The organism is Chitinophaga vietnamensis, from assembly GCF_902167635.1.
In the GTDB taxonomy this organism is placed as follows: Bacteria; Bacteroidota; Bacteroidia; order Chitinophagales; family Chitinophagaceae; genus Chitinophaga; species Chitinophaga vietnamensis.
The window spans coordinates 330,563-348,934 of sequence record NZ_CABHMS010000004.1 but is presented as its reverse complement, the minus strand read 5'-3'; the positions used below and the strand labels follow the sequence as shown (position 1 = coordinate 348,934).

General features: G+C 48.7%; 17 protein-coding genes. 6 read left to right on the top strand and 11 right to left on the bottom strand.

Features of this window, described 5'->3' with window-relative positions:
- Window position 1: 1 nt before the first annotated feature.
- From FPG75_RS12615 to FPG75_RS12605, 3 genes are all read right to left on the bottom strand, one after another.
- On the bottom strand, window positions 2-628 hold the full coding sequence (locus tag FPG75_RS12615; RefSeq protein WP_143307216.1) for a hypothetical protein: 627 nt from the start codon (window positions 626-628) through the stop codon (window positions 2-4).
- A gap of 105 nt (window positions 629-733) precedes the next feature.
- A complete protein-coding gene (locus tag FPG75_RS12610; protein WP_143307215.1) occupies window positions 734-1,291 on the bottom strand; it encodes an NADPH-dependent FMN reductase in 558 nt (185 codons plus the stop codon).
- A 36-nt stretch (window positions 1,292-1,327) separates the two neighbouring features.
- On the bottom strand, window positions 1,328-1,756 hold the full coding sequence (locus FPG75_RS12605) for a MarR family winged helix-turn-helix transcriptional regulator (protein WP_143307214.1): 429 nt from the start codon (window positions 1,754-1,756) through the stop codon (window positions 1,328-1,330).
- A 108-nt stretch (window positions 1,757-1,864) separates the two neighbouring features.
- Between FPG75_RS12605 and FPG75_RS12600 the strand changes: the two genes are divergently transcribed.
- Window positions 1,865-3,304: an amino acid permease gene (locus FPG75_RS12600; RefSeq protein ID WP_201747949.1), complete on the top strand. Its 1,440-nt coding sequence runs from the start codon at window positions 1,865-1,867 to the stop codon at window positions 3,302-3,304.
- A gap of 53 nt (window positions 3,305-3,357) precedes the next feature.
- Here the strand turns inward: FPG75_RS12600 and FPG75_RS12595 are convergent, their stop codons facing one another.
- Window positions 3,358-4,890 (bottom strand): hypothetical protein, encoded by a 1,533-nt coding sequence (locus tag FPG75_RS12595; RefSeq protein WP_143307212.1) that lies wholly within the window; start codon window positions 4,888-4,890, stop codon window positions 3,358-3,360.
- A gap of 289 nt (window positions 4,891-5,179) precedes the next feature.
- On the opposite strand from FPG75_RS12595, the gene FPG75_RS12590 reads away from it, so the two are divergent.
- From FPG75_RS12590 to FPG75_RS12575, 4 genes are read left to right on the top strand one after another with little or no spacing between them, the layout of a single operon-like run.
- Entirely contained in the window at window positions 5,180-5,725 is a 546-nt protein-coding gene (locus FPG75_RS12590) for a hypothetical protein (protein ID WP_143307211.1), read from the top strand.
- Window positions 5,726-5,727: 2 nt separating this feature from the next.
- Window positions 5,728-6,378 (top strand): hypothetical protein, encoded by a 651-nt coding sequence (locus tag FPG75_RS12585; RefSeq protein WP_143307210.1) that lies wholly within the window; start codon window positions 5,728-5,730, stop codon window positions 6,376-6,378.
- 12 nt (window positions 6,379-6,390) lie between these two features.
- Window positions 6,391-7,182 carry a sensor histidine kinase gene (locus FPG75_RS12580; protein WP_143307209.1) on the top strand — a complete coding sequence of 264 codons (792 nt, stop codon included), beginning with the start codon at window positions 6,391-6,393 and terminating at the stop codon, window positions 7,180-7,182.
- Window positions 7,179-7,820, top strand: a complete 642-nt coding sequence (locus FPG75_RS12575) for a response regulator transcription factor (protein ID WP_143307208.1) — start codon at window positions 7,179-7,181, stop codon at window positions 7,818-7,820. Before FPG75_RS12580 ends, FPG75_RS12575 begins: the two co-directional genes overlap by 4 nt.
- Window positions 7,821-7,879: 59 nt before the next feature.
- Here the strand turns inward: FPG75_RS12575 and FPG75_RS12570 are convergent, their stop codons facing one another.
- Window positions 7,880-8,323 carry a hypothetical protein gene (locus FPG75_RS12570; protein WP_143307207.1) on the bottom strand — a complete coding sequence of 148 codons (444 nt, stop codon included), beginning with the start codon at window positions 8,321-8,323 and terminating at the stop codon, window positions 7,880-7,882.
- A gap of 85 nt (window positions 8,324-8,408) precedes the next feature.
- Window positions 8,409-9,494, bottom strand: a complete 1,086-nt coding sequence (locus tag FPG75_RS12565; RefSeq protein WP_143307206.1) for an alpha/beta fold hydrolase — start codon at window positions 9,492-9,494, stop codon at window positions 8,409-8,411.
- Window positions 9,495-9,544: 50 nt separating this feature from the next.
- Between FPG75_RS12565 and FPG75_RS12560 the strand changes: the two genes are divergently transcribed.
- Window positions 9,545-10,162, top strand: a complete 618-nt coding sequence (locus tag FPG75_RS12560; RefSeq protein ID WP_143307205.1) for a 2,3-bisphosphoglycerate-dependent phosphoglycerate mutase — start codon at window positions 9,545-9,547, stop codon at window positions 10,160-10,162.
- Here FPG75_RS12560 and FPG75_RS12555 read toward each other — a convergent pair.
- The 5 genes from FPG75_RS12555 to FPG75_RS12530 all read right to left on the bottom strand — a co-directional run bounded on the left by FPG75_RS12555 (window position 10,156) and on the right by FPG75_RS12530 (window position 18,260).
- Window positions 10,156-10,563 (bottom strand): heme-binding domain-containing protein, encoded by a 408-nt coding sequence (locus tag FPG75_RS12555; protein ID WP_236652782.1) that lies wholly within the window; start codon window positions 10,561-10,563, stop codon window positions 10,156-10,158. The genes FPG75_RS12560 and FPG75_RS12555 overlap by 7 nt on opposite strands.
- An 80-nt stretch (window positions 10,564-10,643) precedes the next feature.
- On the bottom strand, window positions 10,644-11,219 hold the full coding sequence (locus FPG75_RS12550; protein ID WP_143307203.1) for a DUF3347 domain-containing protein: 576 nt from the start codon (window positions 11,217-11,219) through the stop codon (window positions 10,644-10,646).
- A gap of 622 nt (window positions 11,220-11,841) precedes the next feature.
- A complete protein-coding gene (locus FPG75_RS12540; protein WP_143307201.1) occupies window positions 11,842-13,320 on the bottom strand; it encodes a TlpA disulfide reductase family protein in 1,479 nt (492 codons plus the stop codon).
- Between the two features lie 24 nt (window positions 13,321-13,344).
- Entirely contained in the window at window positions 13,345-14,916 is a 1,572-nt protein-coding gene (locus tag FPG75_RS12535; RefSeq protein WP_143307200.1) for a RagB/SusD family nutrient uptake outer membrane protein, read from the bottom strand.
- A gap of 17 nt (window positions 14,917-14,933) precedes the next feature.
- Window positions 14,934-18,260, bottom strand: a complete 3,327-nt coding sequence (locus FPG75_RS12530) for a SusC/RagA family TonB-linked outer membrane protein (protein ID WP_161596782.1) — start codon at window positions 18,258-18,260, stop codon at window positions 14,934-14,936.
- Between the last annotated feature and the right edge of the window lie 112 nt (window positions 18,261-18,372).

Genomic DNA, 18,372 nt, shown 5'->3' with positions numbered 1-18,372 from the left:
CCTATTTCGCTACTACTCCCTGCTTCTGCATATCTGCCACTACCGCTTTACTGAAGCTGGTGGCCAGCGCCGAGGCATTACTGGGATCAAAGGTTTTGCCCTGTGCAGAGTAATCCAGCGTTTGCCCTTTTACGGAATACAGGTTCGCTTCCAATGTATAATCTACGGAAGTGCTGTAATAGCCGGGAGTATAAGTACGGTCGTAGATCACACGGTAGTAAGGATACCAGTGGCTGCGGATCACGGCAAACGGCGTGTAAGACATACGGCCGGGTGAATAATATTTTTCTTTGTTTTTGTCGAGCATGGAGAGGATCATCACGCCATCAAAACCTTTATCGCTCACCTGGCTCACGGCTTCCGTTTCGGAAAGGCCTTCAAATGCTTTCGGGCCAAAGGTAGCAGTAGCTGTGGCGGCCTGGATGCCGCTGGCAGTCAGCTGTTGCGACATAGCGTTTTCAAGGCTTTCCCTGATCTCCCTGTCTTTCGCACCGGCCATCCCAAGCACGAGTACCTTACTGAATTTTTGTGGCGGCAGGCCCGGTTCTTTCCAGGTAGAGATAAGGCTGGTAGAGGAGCAGGCGGCCAACAGCATGGCGGCTAATAGCAATAGCGGTGAAACTTTCATAATGTAATTTTTTTTGGGTGATGAATGATAAACATCCGATCACGTCAAAAAGTTTACCTGAACGCCACTACGTAGTTGGCAGCCTGCTACGCCGTACCAGTTTTATCAGGCTGTTTTCATTTTCAGATGATCTACAAATTGCGCGACGGCCGCCGCCAGCTGCTCCTGCAAAGCAGGTTCTTTAAATACGGCTGCAGATTGATGTATCTCAGCATGTTGAAAGAAATAGCTGACAGTAAATTTCCCGGTGATGGTTGCGCCCAGTCGTTGCAGGATCACTTCTGCATGCGTGATGGCGATAGTACCACCGCCGCCTGGCGAGGCTGATAGCAGCAGTACCGGCTTGTTGCTGAGTATCCGGTAATTGCGTGCCGCGCGTGATATCCAGTCGAGCGTATTTTTAAAAAATGCCGGCACCGATCCGTTGTGCTCCGGTACGGCCACTACCAGGCCGCTGGCGCTGTCGAGGATTTCTTTCAGGCGAAAAACGTTTTCCGGTATGCCCTGCTCCTTTTCTTCATCCGGAGAATACATCGGCAATGGAAAATCGCGCAGGCTCAGCAAAGTATGTTCCATTGCTGGCAACATGCCTGCGACCGTGGCCGCCAGGCTTTGATTGATCGATTGCTGGCTATTGCTTCCAGCTAACAAAAGTATGCTCATATTAGTTAGTCGGCTAAGTATTTGATTAAAAAAATTTTATACCAGATTATTGTATACTTTTTCCAGCAGCCGGGAAAGTTCGGCTGTTTCTTTTTCTGTAAAACCTTGGGTGGTCAGTGCTTCCATGGTATTCCACACTTTCATGATCTGTTTATATGCCCGTTTCCCTTTTTCGGTGAGATAAATGCGGGAGGCTCTTTTATCTTTTGTATCTTTCTCTTTGGAGATCAGTTCATTTGCCACCATGCGGTCAATCATATTTGAAATGGTGCCATGCTGGATGCACAGCTTATCTACCAATGAGGATACGAGCTGCCCGTCTTCCAGGTGCAGATAATACAGGAGAATATCCTGCCCGGCATGAATGCCCACATCCGACAACAACGCGTTGGTCTTGTTGCGGCGTGATTTGCTGATCTCTATAAACAGCCGGCCGATGGCATGCTTCGGCAAGTGTTTTTTCATGCTCCAAATATAGGAAAATATATTTAGTCACCTAAGTTTTTTTTCGCAATTAGTTTATGCTTTTTGATGAAATTACCTCATCTTGCAAGCATATCTATATACATCACATTGGAATCAACAACACACGTACAACCGGAATCTCAAAAGCTCAAGAGGGGCTTACAGAACAGGCATATACAGCTGATAGCGCTGGGAGGCGCCATTGGCACCGGGCTGTTCCTGGGGATAGGGTCTGCGGCCGTACTGGCGGGGCCTTCTGTTATTTTAGGATATGCATTGGCAGGCGTAATCGCATTTTTTATTATGCGGCAGCTGGGCGAAATGGTGGTAGAAGAGCCGGTATCCGGCAGTTTCAGCCACTTTGCCTATAAATACTGGGGCACCTTTGCCGGCTTTGCCTCTGGCTGGAACTATTGGATATTGTATATCCTGGTGAGCATGTCGGAGCTTACAGCCATCGGCATCTATGTACATTTCTGGGCGCCTGGCATACCTTTATGGGCATCGAGCCTGTTCTTCTTTGTAGCGATCAATGCGCTGAACCTCAGCTCTGTAAAGGTTTACGGCGAAGCGGAGTTCTGGTTCTCGATCATCAAAGTGATCGCAATCGTGGCGATGATCGGCTTCGGTACCTACCTGTTGATCAGTGGCAGCGGCGGACCGCAAGCCAGCATACAAAACCTTTGGAACGATGGCGGCTTCTTCCCGAAAGGTCTCTTATCTTCTGATGGCAAAGGCGGCTACCAGGGCCTGTTTGCGGCTATCACACTGATCATGTTCTCTTTCGGCGGGTTGGAACTGATCGGCATCACCGCTGCGGAAGCTGACCGGCCTGATAAAACCATTCCGAAAGCAACTAACCAGGTGATCTACCGTATCCTGATATTTTATGTAGGCGCTTTGATCATCCTGTTCTCTTTATCTCCCTGGAAAGGCATTACTACGAACAGCAGTCCTTTTGTGATGGTATTTGAAAGCCTGAAAGGCTTCCAGTTCCATCTCTTTGGTAAAACCATTTATTTCACCAGTTTGATCGCCAATGTGCTGAACCTGATCGTGCTAACAGCGGCGCTGTCGGTTTACAACAGTTGCGTGTACAGCAACAGCAGGATGTTGTATGGCCTCTCGCGGCAACGGAATGCGCCTGCTTTCCTGTCGAAGCTCAACACCAATCACGTGCCGGTAAATGCCATCATCGTATCAGGCTTATTCGCCGCGATCTGCATCATCGTTAACAAGCTGATACCGGAGAAAGCGCTGGAAGTGCTGATGTCGCTGGTGGTGTCTTCCCTGATGATCAACTGGCTGATGATTAGTGTGGTGCATTTGAAGTTCAAACAAAATAAAAGGATAGCGGATATCAAAACGAAGTTTCCATCTTTTCTCTACCCGGTATCAAATTATATCTGCCTGATATTCCTGGTGGGTATCCTCATCCTGATGTGGCTCACCGGCATGAAACTGCCAGTGGCATTGATTCCTGGCTGGATACTGTTTTTGTATGTCTGTTTTCTGGGAATTAAGAAGAGGAATGCAGAACAAGCGTAAATAGCAAGGAGCCTCCCCGCTTTAGCGAGGGAGGCTTCCATGTATATTTGGGGTTATTTTTTCAGCGAGAAGATGTTGTAAGTAAAGCCGATGAAGAAGGCCGGCCGGTATACCTGGTCGTAGTTTATTTCGGTGTTGTTTACATTTGTAAATTTGTAGGTTGCTTTTTGCGATTTATTACTGGCTTCGTTGTCGTACTCAAGGTTAGCGGTATTGAGTAATTTGAAGCGGTTGAAGGCACAGCCGGCAGTAAGTACAAGGCGGTTCCGCGCCATCATGAAGAGACTTGCGCCAAAATAAAAACCGATAGATTGCCCATCCGTTGGGGCGCTGATACCAACAGAACCACCGTAAGTCAAGCCTTTTGCTTTCCTTTGATAAGCATGAAACATCAGGCCTACAGCATGTTTGAGCATATCGCCACGGTTTTTCTGCACACCGGTAACGCCCTTACCATCATATACATAAGTATAGTTTTCATCGCCACGGAAGCTCAGAAGGTAGCCGGTGCTCATGTCTATTTTCCAGCCACCATCTGTTCGGAAGATAATAGGATCAAATTCTTTAATGAGCTTTCCGGCACGGTCTTTTAGTTGAGCTCTTACTGTAACAAGATCACTATCGAGCGTTACCGTACACGCCACTACCGTAAATGTTGCGTTCATAACGCGATAGTAGAGATCTACTCCCCGGTTAGCCTTTGCAATGATATCAATACGTTTGCTATCAATCTGCTCAAATTTTTTTGTCAGCAGATCAAAATCCTTACTGAAGGATTGTTTATTATCAATGGCTGCGCTTTTATCTTTTTCTACTCTTACAGTGAATCCTTCAGCTGGGGCGGTGATCTTTACTTTCACCGCTGCTTTTTCTTCGATCGTTGCTGGCACGTTCAGGAGCCTGTACACGCCCTTGGCCTTAACATAAGCGGAAGCAAGATTATTCATCTCCTCCTCGACCTCCATCCTTATCCGGTTAATATTCGTATCTCCGGCGTTGACAGAATTACACATATAATGCTGCAAATTCGACTTGAATACAAGTGTGTCTTCAATAAAAGGTGGTAGTAGCAAGGTATCAATATAATCTTCAGCAGACACATAACGACGGATGGCTCTAAATGCCTCAAAAAAATCATTGCAATGCCTGGTCAGTGCTTCATGCAAACTATCAGCTCTTCTGATAGCTTTTTCGTGTGCTGCGACAGCAACGACTTTATTAGCCCTTCTTCCAGTAACAATTTCTCTGAAGTGACGGACTGCCTTTTTTTTATCAAGCACAGTTCCTTCCTCGCCATTACCCTCCTTCATTCCAGCGAGAATGCCTGATATCCCCGGCAGGTCGCCAGAAAAAATACCAGTAAGGTTGATGGCGGTATCCAGTCCCAGGTCTTTCTTTGAAACGGCAGCCCCGCCAATCATTACAAATGTATTCACATTAGAGACAAGTATTTTGACAGAAGAGTCGAATTTCGCTCTCCGGATAGTATTATCGAGCCTGAATGGATTGAGTTTGTACTCCCGCTGCTGCGCCAACAGTTGCGCACACCAACTACATAAGAGAAGGAAAAAGATGAAGTGTTTCATATAACAATATTTGGGATGAGATAAATAAGTGCTGCTCCATTTACTTTCATATCCAGGGATTTCGTAAATTTAGTTACCTCGAAAAGCTGTACTCACAGGATAACCGGGAGCACGATACTTTTAAACAATGCTGTACAGTTGTATTTGTTGCTGTAAAATTCCTATACGAAGCAGGGAAATACAAGGGGAAAAAGACGGTGAGATACCGGGGAAATTCCCGTATGTGGCGCGCATAACACGACATTACTTTGCACCTGTAATTAATTCCTAACCTTAAAAACTCCTAAGCATGGCAAATCCTAAACCAAAGTTCGGTAAGCCCATTGACGTAAATTCTGCAACACAACTGTTTACATCGTACATCAGAATCAGGGAACGATCAATAGAAAAAATCAGTAAAGCGCTGGAAGGAGACGACGAAGCAATACGGTATTATTGTGGCAGACCAGATAAACGCCTGGACCCTTTAACCGAAGATATGGCGTTCTATTTTGACAAGCAAACGCTTACCTCGATGCTAACAAAGATTCTGGAAGACAAAGCCGATGGATTCGTATTGTTTCACGGAGCACGCCCGGAATGGGATGCAGAGACAGGTGAAGATACTTCCAAGATTCCTAAAGGAAGACCGACTATTATGGTATTCCCATTTAAATGTGAAGAAGACCAGGTACCTACGCTACGGGAAAGTTACAGCTTTTACAATCTTACAGATGTTGGTGAAGAACACCCAGGAACAGGTGGAGGTATTAAACTGACAAGAATACCAGGGCCTTACCAGGACCTGATACCCGTTCCTTCTAAAATCACTGACGTGCACGGCATCTTTGGCTAAACATGCTCAAAACCATACTCCACTCCCTCTCCATCTGGATCGTTGTTCTTCCTGCCATAACAGGCGCCATCAACTACAAAAGGCTGAACAATGACTCCAGATGGATATTCATACTTACGCTGGCGGCGTTCCCGCCCCAGTTCCTGACGCCTATTATCAATAAGGAAACCTTTTGGCTCAGTATCAGCTATAATCTTTATACACCCATTGAGTTCAGCATCTTGTATCTCTTATTCAGAAAAAAAATGGTATCCTCTTTCCACCGACGATGGTTATTCATATCACTCATGCTGTATGTGATCATAACACTTGGCATAGTGCTGCAACAAGGCATTGGCGACGGCTTCCTGAATATACTCGCGTGTGTAAACAATATCATATACATGACCTGGATACTCCTCTTCCTGAAAGAACAATACGATGCAGACAATGACCTGATCCACAGCAGCACACCATTTACCTGGTACCTGCTGGCATTCCTGATATACGCCCCGTGTACGTTACTTTCCACAGCTTTGTACCATTACGTCAGGGACCCGGTCAACCGCGATCTATTCGGGATCACCCTCATTAACGACATCTGCAACATATGGATGTACATCTGCTTCACCGCAGGGCTATCCATACGGCAGCAGCATCAGACAACAGGATAGTTTATTGAAAATATGACAGCTTCATTCACCGAAGAACTAATGTATGCCGCCATCCTCTGCACCGTGCTGTTTTTTATCTTCACCGTATTCAGCATCTCCTATCTGCTGATCTTCCGGAAGAAAAGAAAAAAACATCATGAAGAGATAGACACCTTCAAAAAAGAATTTCAGCGGCAACTGCTTCAATCACAAATTGAAGTGCAGGAATACACGTATAATGCCCTCTCTAAAGAGCTGCACGACAACGTAGGCCAGCTGCTCAGCACCTCGCGGATGCTGCTGGGCCTCACAGAACGAAACATGTCCAACCCGCCGGATACACTGCTCACCGCCTACGCCACCCTCGGCGATGCCATCAGCGAACTACGCTCCCTTTCCAAATCACTGAACCGTGAATGGCTGGAACAGTTCAGCTTCACCGACAACCTCGCCACTGAAATCACCCGGATCAACAATACCGGCGTACTACGGATTGCCGCCACTTTCAAGGATCAATGCACACTCCCGCTCAGGTCCGAAGAACAAATCATCCTTTTCAGAATCGTGCAGGAAGCGATTCAGAATGCCATCAAACATGCACAGGCACACAATATCCTCATTAATATCAAAGGCGACGGCCAGGCAGTATATATCCATATCGATGACGATGGAAAAGGCTTCAGCCCAAGCGCCAAGCTCACCGGCATGGGCCTGCTCAACATGAAACACCGCACCACCCTGCTGGGAGGCGACATTCAATGGCATACCCTGCCCAACACCGGCACCAGCGTGCAAATTGTTATTCCCGAAAAAAATAGTTTATGAAAATTACAATCGGATTGGTAGATGACCATCAACTCTTCCTGAAATCATTGGGCATGATGCTCGAGAGCTTCCAGGTATATGAAGTGGCGGTAGAAGCACTCAATGGAAAAGATCTGCAACACAAGCTGGCAACGGCTAACAGCAAGCCATCCTTAATGCTGATAGATGTGAACATGCCAGTGATGGATGGCATCGAAACCGCCCGCTGGCTAACAACCCATCATCCCGAAATAAAACTGGTAGCGCTATCCATGAACGATAGCGACCAGGCCATCATCAAGATGATACAAGCCGGATGCTGTGCCTACCTACTCAAAGATACTCATCCCAACGAACTGGAAAAGGCACTGCACGAAATACATACCAAAGGCTATTACAATGCCGACGCCTCCAACATTAACTTCAGACGCCTGTTACAGAAAGCGGATGAACTGAAAGAAATAAAACTGAGCGCCAAAGAACTGCAATTCCTGAAACTCGCCTGTAGTGAGCTTACCTACAAGGAAATTGCCGCCAACATGAAGTTAAGCGAAAGAACGATCGACGGGTACCGCGAATCCCTGTTTGAGAAGTTCCACGTGCAAAGCCGCGTAGGGCTTTGTCTGGAAGCGCTGAGAAAAGAATTTGTGTCGCTGTAATGAAAATAAAAAAGCCCGCTACACAACGCGCAGCGGGCCTTTCTATTTTTCAGCAAATACTAGTGATCTGCGTCATCTCCATCTTTTTTACCATGACCGCCACCCTGTGCATTCAGTGCTTTCAGTTTGGCTTGCTGGTCGGGTGTGAGGATGGTAGCAAATTGTTGCTTACGATAAGCAGAAATGTCTTTGAAGCCTTTGGCATCTTTCTGGCCGCTCGCTTTCAGCGCATCTTTACGACGGATGCATTCTGTGTTTACATCCAATACTTTTTTGTACTGGTCGTCGGTCAGCGATAATTTCGACTTCAGCTCATCGGCATAAATCTTTGCTCTTTCTTCCGGGGGAGGGAGTTGTTTCTTTGCCTGAGGCGCTTTAGCCGGCGCCTGTTGAGGTGCTTTGGCCGGGGCTTGCTGTGCAGCAGGCGCCTTGGTAGCCGCAGTTTGTGCGAATGCAGGTGCAGCAGCGATCAGCAGTGCAGCAGCAACGACTAAGTTTTTCATATTGATGAAGTTTTAGTAAACGCAAAGTAGACAATTTCCCTGCCAAAGCGATCCGTTAAGCCCCCCTTCCACCGTAAATTTAAGTCTATTTTAAGGCGAGCGGCCGCACCTCCTGCACCAGTGTCAGCAACATCTTGCCCGGTTCCTCCATCGGAATAAGGTGGGAAGAGTGCTCAAACCAGATGGCTTTCTTCAATGGCGCCTGCACCTGTTTCATCCACAGCGCCACCGGTTCCGCAGGGGTTGTATAGTCGTGGCGCCCCATGAACATGAACACCGGGATAGGGAATTTCTTCACCCATTTAAAGTCTACATTCAAAAACTCCGGCAGGATGCGGCCCAGGGTAAACATGTTCCCCTCGTCGATGGCGTTCGCATCTTCATCCGTATAATCAGGCGAGAGCAAAGGCGCGTTGAAGAAAAACCCGAAATCATGACGGTAGGCGGCCAGTCCGCCGTAGTACTGTGGCCATTTCCGGGCGATGATGATACGTTCTCTCGTGATCGGCTTACCACCGGGATAAGGAGAGATAGACAGCAGCTCTTTCAAAGCTGTATCATTCTTCAGCCGGGTAGCCTCTTTGATCGCGAACTCCACGCTCAGGCGCTCATTGTCCTGCGTATTCACATTCTGCCCGATACCCACATAGGCATAAAAAAGATCCGGACGTTTCAAAGCGGCCGCCATGCCCACTACCGTGCCCCAGCTATGTCCCATCAGAATAATTTTCTGCTTGTTATATTTCTTCCGGATAAATTCCGCCAGCTTCACCGCGTCATCTACATATTGATCAATGTGGATCGTGTTACCCAAACCAGTGGTATCATTGGTACGGAAGGTTTTGCCGGATGCGCGCTGATCGTATTGCACCATGGTGAAATACTCTTCCATCGGGCGTTGGAAGGTCCACGCGATGGGCGCCATCGGAGAGGCCGGGCCGCCATGAATGAACAGGATCACAGGATTGCTCCGGTCTTGCCCACGTACAAATACCCATTGCTGCACGCCGTTGATATCAACGGGATAGCTTTCCTGTACCCCGTCGGGGTTCAGTATCCGGCCAAGGTCGGTGATGATTTTTTTACTGGAAGCGTATTTGTCTTTGGTTTGAGCGCTTGCGAACGAGAACAGGCATACGAGAGAGATGATGACAGTTGTAATGTTTTTCATAATTTAGAAATTGGCATTCAGTGAAATTACAACATTTATCATCATCCATTATGAGCGCTACACTATTTCTGATCCGGCACGGACAATCACAATGGAACCTGGAAAACCGCTTCACAGGCTGGAAAGACATCGACATCACTCCTGCCGGCGAGGCGGAAGCCCATCAGGCGGGCATCGATTTAAAAGGGCAGCGGATCGATATCGCTTTCACGTCAACGCTTATACGTGCACAACATACGCTGGATATTGTGCTAGAAGAAACGGGGCTACAACACATCCCGGTGCTGCGCAACAAGGCCCTGAACGAGCGCTCCTACGGCGATCTTGAAGGGCTCAACAAAGCAGATACCGCGAAACAATATGGTGAAGAACAAGTACATACCTGGCGCCGCTCTTTTGATGTAAGACCACCGGGAGGAGAAAGCCTGAAAGATACTTACAACCGCGTGATCCCCTATTTTCTGCAAGAGATATTACCTTATCTCACAGCAGGAAAAAATGTGCTCGTGGTGGCGCATGGCAACAGCCTGCGCGCATTGGTGATGTTCCTCGATCACCTCAGTCCTGATGAGATACTAAAGCGGGAAATCGCCACCGGCGTGCCTTTGACATACCAGTTGAGTGATCAGACGCTGGCGGAATTAAAACAGGCGCCGGATCATTATTGAGGCACTACGCTGTCGATCCAGTGGAGGATACTGTCTTTCTGCACAGCGTCTAAACGGGCGTCTGTGTGTATGAGGGTATAGGAAGAGAGGGGCATATCGCCTTTTACTATCTCGGAGCGCATTCTCTTCAGTTTATTAAGCTGACGTTTGGCCGAATAGCTGCCAAATTCAGAAAAGTTCAGTTCTGATTTCCCATTTTTCACATGCGATGCCAGCATCCATCCCACTGGTTGCAGGTTGGCATACCAGGGATAACGGGTGTTATTACTATGGCAATCGTAACAGGCCGTTTCCAGTATCGTGCGTACGGATGCCGGCACCATATATACATGCCCGATATCCTGCGGAAACGGGCCACTGTTCAGGTTCCTGGACGGCCGAATGAATTGTATCACCACCATAAGGACCAATAGTATCCAAATTATTTTCTTCCGCATAGAGATAAATTGAGGGACGCCTCACAACGTCCTTGTAAATATACTTATTTGAACACAGTTTGTACGCTGCCACAATCAGACATCTTGCTGCCCATATAAGGATTTTTGATGGCCTCCGTTTCACTCAGCCAGCTACCGCCTTTATTGTTGTTATACATCGGGCAGTGATCCTGGTAGAGTGTTTGACCTGCGCCAAAAGCCTTTACCAGCGCGAGCATGTCGGCACTCATCTGCTCAAAGTGTTCACGCTGGTGGCCGATGTTACCGGCATTTTTACCAATATGTTCTGCATGTTCTTTCAGATCATCTTCATTATCCTTGTAAATTTTCTGTTGGTCCGCGGCGAGCGCATCTGTTTTTATAGTCACTAATGCTTGATACATGGCTTCACCGGCCTTGGCGGCAACGACATCATCATCGGCAGCAAGGCCATTTTTAAGTGCAAGATATTGGTCAACCACCGCTTTCCATGAAGTGGTGAAACCGGCATCTGCTTTACTGTCTACAAGTGCGGCCACCGGCGCCGATGGCGCGGCAGCAGCTTCTTTGTGTGCATTGTTGTTACAAGCTGCGAGGATCAGCACAGATACAGCAGTAGCGCTGAGGAGGATCTTTTTCATGTGTTTTATTTTATTGTAAGGTTTCTTTTATCGTACCGCAGGTCATCATTTTTTCGCCGAAATAGGGATTCTTTATCGCAAGCCCATTGCTTAGCCACAGTGCGCCTTTGTCTTGCATGCAGCATTCTGCAAGGACTTGCCACCTTCGACTGCAACAGCGCCTACTGTGATGGCATTAACCGCAATACGTGCTGCAGCCGCATCTTCATAGATCAGTGCATTGGTCAACAGTTCATATTGCTGATGCACCGCCTGCACACGGTCGTTCTACAGCTTTAAGTTTTCCACTGCTTTTACTGCTACCTGTGGAGACGCCGGAGTGGATGGCGCAGGCGGCGTGCCACATGCAGACAGCAACAGAGCAGGTAGCATCATTTTAATCAATATGGAAAGTGGCGCTGGAGGACGACACCAGGTATAGCAGGCCTAATATGAGCGCAAACAGCTTTTTCATTCGCGACAAAAGTAGAAGGATTATATGGGGTGGTTGTTATATAATTTCAAGAGAGATTTACATTTTTATTATCGTTACGGAAGATTTAAGCGAAGAAGCCCTTGAAGCGTTTTGAGCGCTTCAAGGGCTGGAACCGCGTTGGTCTTCACGTTAAATCAGGAGCATCTTTTATGCCCGCTTATTCAGCAACAGTTCAATCATATCCTGCAACATCTCCTCCTCTTCACGGTTGCCGATCATGAAGCCGCTGAAGATAATACGGCCTTCCTGGTCGATGAGAAAGTTGGATGGCGCGCCACGTACCGGCAGGTTGGTGCGTGCCGACTCCTCATCTTTCAAAGGCCGGAAGCTATAGCCACTGCCCTTTACAAAAGGTATTACATAATCATCCTGCTCGCTCACTATGTTCACGCCTACGTATGATACGGGCGACTGCCTAAAATGTTGCAATACATTTTCAAAGTGCGGAAACTCGCCTCTGCAGGGGCCGCAGCCGGGAAACCAGAAAGTGAGCAATACCACTTTACCTTTATAATCCTGCATGGTTACTTTTCCTGGTGTGAGGTAGGCCTCAAAGTTGAAGGCGGCAGGCTTGGCAGCAGCAACGAGATAGTCGCGCAATTCCTTTTCCACCTTGGCGGCATCTTTCCCGTTTTGTTTGCCATAAGCGTACAGGCTTTCTTTCACACGGCGGGAAGGGGTGCTGGCATAATATTTCAGCAGGGTATCATACGATTGCAGCGGGCTGCGACCGGCTACTGCTTTGGCTTTCAGCAGGGTGTACAATTCATAGGGACGGCCATATCTGCGTATCTTCATTTTTGATAATACTGCTTCTGCTTCGTCGCCTTTGTTAGCTTTGATCAAAGCATTGATGGTCCTGATCTGATTTACATAAGCCAGCTTCTCGCCAAAGTCTTCACTCGACTCCTTATTCAGTGCTGTAGCGAGTTTCAGGGCCTCGTCCGGGTTAGTATCCAGCAGGATATCCACATAGTCGCTCATCGCATAACCGGACCATGCAAATTTAGCAACCGGGTAGTCTTTCCGGAGTCGTTCATAGATGGCGAGTTGTTCTTTATCGTTCTTCGCGCGGTAAGCCCGCCAGTACAGCGATTGCGCCGCACGCTGGCTTTCCGGGAATTTCTTCAGCAGCTCTTCACTCAGCGCTATATATTTTGCGGGATTCGTTTTCTGAAAAGAATAAGCATAGGAAGAGAGATAGTCTACATTGCCAGGATCTGCTGCCACGGCCTTTCCCAGGTATTCGCTGGCCTTGTTGAAATCACCGCGGCGTTCTACATCCAGCGACAGCTCCACATAAGCGGGTCCCAATTTCGGGTCCAGCGCAATGGCTTTTTCCAGGTAAGGTTGTGCGGCGGGGCTTTCACGATGTGCAAAGAAAGCGCCATAGCCATAGTATACCGCGGCTACATTCGGGAACTGTTTCATCCATTGTGCATATTGTTGTGAGATCAGGGCGCTGTCCTCTGGTGGCCTTCTGATAAATTCCGTATGTGCCGCCACATCTTCAGGATGCTGGCTGATCACGGCTTTCAGGCTATCGAACTTTGCATTTTGCGCATGCAGCCATGCGGGCGCTGATAAGGCAGCGGCCAACATAAAATATTTTGTGTACGTTTTCATGAGCTGTTTTTTTTGAATGGATGGTTACCAGCCGGGGTTCTGTTCCAGAACTTTTCCTGCCGGGTATTTTTGTAATTGCGTCTGCGGGATTGGGAAATAATACATTTTCGGATCGAAGTAGCGTTGTTCCAGTTGTACCCTGGTATAGCTGCGTACGCCGCCGGTTTCGGTGATCTTCACGGCATTGATGGCGGCGCCGATCATGGTGGCGCCGGTACCCCATCTGCGGATATCATTCCATCGCTGTCCCTCGAAAGCCAGTTCCACCGTGCGTTCCCGCACGTACAGGTCCCAGGTGAGCTGGCCGGCCGATACATCCGGCATGTTCGCCCTTCTGCGCAGCAGGTTGATGTAAATGCGCGCCTCTTCTGCATTACCGAGCTTCAGCTGGCATTCGGCATAGTTGAGATATATTTCTCCCAAACGCAGCATGATGCAGTTCTGATAATTGGTATTGTTACCATAGAAGACGTAATGCGGGTTGAGGAACTTCCGCAGCATATACCCGGTGATGGCGGTGCTGCGGGTAGATGGATTAATAGCCGATCCCAGCTTCATATCCATATTGGTATTCATCCAGGTGGCGCCGTCGTGCATGATGCTGGCTGCCAAGCGCGGATCGCGGTTGGCATAGGGATGCGCTGCATCATAGAGTGGCGAGGCATCCCAGGGCTGGCCGTCTTTCATCAGGTATTGATCCACGAGATTTTGCGTGGGGCATTCTACCAGGCTGCTGAAGCCGGTGAAGAAAGCGGCATTGTCGTAGAGGTCCAGCGAGTGCGTTTGTCCACTCTGATCTCCCCCAAATTCTTTATTGAAGATCACTTCTTTGTTATCATCATTCTCCGGAAAGAACATGGCGCCATAATCCGGGAAGAGGCTGTAATTGCCTTTGTCGATCACTTCTTTAGCGGCGGCAGCGGCGCCGGCATAATCCTTACGATTGAGCAGCAGCCTGCATTTCATGCCGATGGCGGCATATTTCGTGGCCCTTCCCAATGCAGATGCCGGGTAGCTCGCAGGCAGTAAAGTGGCGGCAGTATTCAGGTCATTCAACAGGAATTTCACACAATCATCATCAGTGCCGCGTTGCACGGCTAGTTCATCATTGAGTGATAATACTTTGTCGATGATCGGGAAACGGCCGAAGGTATAATACAGATCCAGGTAATGCAAGGCGCGCAGGAAGAGCGCTTCGCCTTTGACCTGTTGTTTGCCGGCATCGCTCAGGGGCATATCATTCAGGTGCGACAGGATCACATTGCAGTTACGCACATTGGTGTAAGTACCTGTCCATACGTCGGCATACAAACCGTCTGAAGCTGAGTACTGGCCTGCATTGACGAGATTACATTGGTGAAATACGCGGGCGGATTTAGCTTCATCGGTAATATCACAAGGCATCCAGTTGCCTGCATCGTCATAGATGCTGTGGATACCGCTGTATGATTGCAACAGCACACGGCTGATGAGCGCACTGTCTTTCCATATATTAGCATCGCTGTACAGGTTGAGGGGGCCTTTATTGAGGAAGTCTTTATTGCAGGCCGACAACACGCCCATCACCAGTAGCAGGTAAGCGGAAATTTTTTTCATATCGAACCATTAAAAATTTAGAACTGTAAAGTGGCGCCGGCGGCGAATGATTTCATGAGCGGATCACGCACCTGCCCTGCTCCTTCCGGATCGTACATGTTGAAATGCGTGAACGTAAACAGGTTGTTGGCGCTCACCGTGAACCGTAGCGCCTTTGCGCCGATATGACGGATCAGCGATCCTGGCAGGTTGTATGCCAGCTCAATATTCTTCACACGCAGGTAAGCGGTGTTACGTACCCAGAAATCGGAGGTCTGGCGGTTGTTCTGGTTATTCACCCACAGGCGCGGATAACTGGCATTGGTATGTTCGGGCGTCCAGCGGTCCAGCTTATCCACAGTAGCAGGCAGGTTATTGAAGGCATAACCTTTTACGTTGCCGGCGCCCTGGAAAAATACATTCAGCTCAATACCGCTATACTTCAAACCACAGCGGATACCGTATTGTATCTGCGGAAAAAAGTCTGCGCCGATCAGCACACGGTCTTTCGCTGTGAGCTGGCCATCTCCATCAATATCTACATAACGGATATCGCCGGGCTGTACATTCGGATACAGTGGCTTCGGACCATTGGCTACTTCATCTTTGCTCTGATAGAGGCCAGCAGATTGATATCCGAGGTAATTGTTACCTACATAACTGGAGAAGAAGCCGATGGATTTTCCGCTCAACTGCTGCCAGGCGGGAATGCTCTGCGATTCGGGATAGCTCACCACTTTATTTTTGCTGAAACTGATATTAGGCGATACAAAATAGCTGAGCTTACCGATATGATTGTTATGTCCCAAAGCAATTTCAATACCGCGCGTATCAACGATGCCGCTATTCTGATCAGGCAGGCCGATGCCGATAACATCCGGCACCTGCGCCGATGGCGGCGCCAGGATATCGCGGGTACGTTTGTAGAAATAATCTGCTTCGAGGGTGAGCAGGTTACCTTTCACATGCGCTTCCAGTCCCACGTTGTTGATGATTGCGCGCTCCCAGGTGAAAGCGGGATTGGGCAATACATTCGGTTGAAGCGTCTGGTAAAATACCGGTGAGCTGCCACCCAATGTATAACCGGAACTCGCGCCAAGTGCATAAGTGGTAAGATATTGATAAGGATCTACCCGGTCGTTACCCAGCTCGCCCCAGGAGGCCCTGAGCTTCAGGAAATCCACCACGTTCGACCAGCCGCTCATAAAAGGTTCTTCGGAGATCACCCAACCAGCGGACACTGATGGGAAGAAGCCATAGCGGCGGTCCGGCGGGAAGATATCAGAACCATCATAACGGAAGTTGAATTGAAAGAGATAACGCTCTGCATAGTTATAAGCAAGGCGGCCTACAAGGCCTCTCCTGGCGCTTTGCGAGCCAGCGCCGCCATTGGCGACACGCGTAGGATCGCCGAGGTTCAGCTGCGACAAGCTCGATGATACAAAGCCCTCGCGTTGTGTATTGAAGTTATCCGTTGTGCCGCTGGTTTGCGTGTACAGCAACATACCGGATACCGTATGTTTACGAAAGCTGCCATCATACTGTATGCCGCCTTCCAGCGTGAGTTTTTGCACCTGGCTGAAATACTCTCTCAGAAAAGGCGCTGTAGGATAAGGCGCTACCTTGCTGTAGTTGCCTGCATCGTCGATGCTGTACATATCATAAGGCGTGGCAAAGCGTTTGCCGAAGGAATAGAATTTATCAAAGGCGCCGTTAGCCTTCACCGACAAGCCTTTCACCCAGGGCAGGTCATACTGCAAAGTGGCCAGCGAGTTGAAAGTATTTTCGTTGGTGGTCCAATAGCCGGAAGCGCCGATAGATTGCTGATAAGCATTGCCGCGTTGCTCCGGCACAAAGGCATATTGCCCGTTGCTGAACTTGTTTACCCGTATCGGCGGAGAGTTGTACACATTGCTGACTACATACTCCGAGCCGTACACCGCTTCGCCATTGCGTTTGGCAAAGGCGCCGTTGAGGTTGAGCGTGAGTTTTAACCTGTTGGCGATCTTTGCATCCAGGTTGCTTCTCACATTGTAACGGCTATAATTTTCTACCGGCACAAGTCCATCGTTTTTCGTATAGCCGCCGGAGATATAGTAACGCACGGCCTGACTGCCACCTGATGCCGACAGGTTATAATTACTTTGCCAGATGGAAGATGCCAGCACGTCTTTGAGCCAGTTGGTGTTGGGATAGTGATCCGGATCGGAACCATCTTTATATTTCTGTAACATCACATCGCTGAAACCCATGCCCAGCGAGGGCTGGTAGATGTTCTCATTTTTCAGTGCCTCGTTATACAGCAGGGCATAATCGTAGGAATTCAGCTGCTTGTAGTATTGTACCGGTCTTTGATTGATGGCATTGGCGCTGAAGGTGATGCTGGTATGCCCGGTATTCCCTTTTTTGGTGGTGACGAGTATAACGCCATTAGCGGCGCGGGCGCCGTATACGGAGATAGCGGAAGCATCTTTCAATACCGAGATCGTTTCAATATCATTGGCATTGAGGTCGTCCAGGCTTCTGTCGGGAATGCCATCCACAACGATCAGCGGGGCGGAGTTGCGGAAGGTGCTGAGACCGCGTACGAACAGGGTAGAACCTGCGACCGGCGCGCCGCCCGACTTGAGCGCATATAGTCCTGGCAGGCGACCGGCAAGCATATCGGAAACGGCTACACTGGAATGATCTTCCATCAGCTGCTTGCTGTTGACCGTTGCCAGCGCTTCTGTTTTGTTGCGCTGTGTAGTAGTACCATAGCCGATCACCACGGAAGCATCCAGTTCCATTACGGTAGGTTTCATGGAGATGGGCAGCACCAGCGGCACATCATTTACTTTGATGTTCTTCTCTGTGGTACTGTATCCCACGAAGCTGACGGTGAGGATATAATCGCCGAAGGGCACGCCCCGGATCAGAAACTCGCCGCGTTCATCGGTAACGGCGCCTCTGTTGAAAGGCCGTAAGCTAACGGTCGCGCCGGGAATGGGCTGGTGGTGTTCGTCGGTGACGGTGCCGCGAACGAGGCCTTGTGGCGGCGTGGCGGGCAATATCAGTACCGCAGGCAGTTTCCTGCCGATGGTGACCAGTTTGTTTTCTTCATCGATGCGCCAGGTGAAAGGTTGTCCTTGCATCACCTCGTCCATGGCTTGTCGCAGCGAAGCCTTACGCAGGTGAACGTTTACCGGTATGGCTTCTTTCAACAGCTGTGCATTGTAAAAGAAATGATAAGTGCTCTGATTTTTAATGTCCGTCAGTACTTGCTCCAGTGTGGCTCCCTTGAGTGACAATGTGATCTCCTGAGATAAACCTTTTGCACTTACATGTACACAAAAAACAACGATCAGGAAAAAATTCAGCCTCATAATGAGCATTGTTTTCTTTAGAAGAGAACGGGCAAGGAAATGCCCATAGCAATTACTTAATTGCATACATTTGTAATGTTTGGGTGAGATGATAAACTTTCTTTCGTCGGAT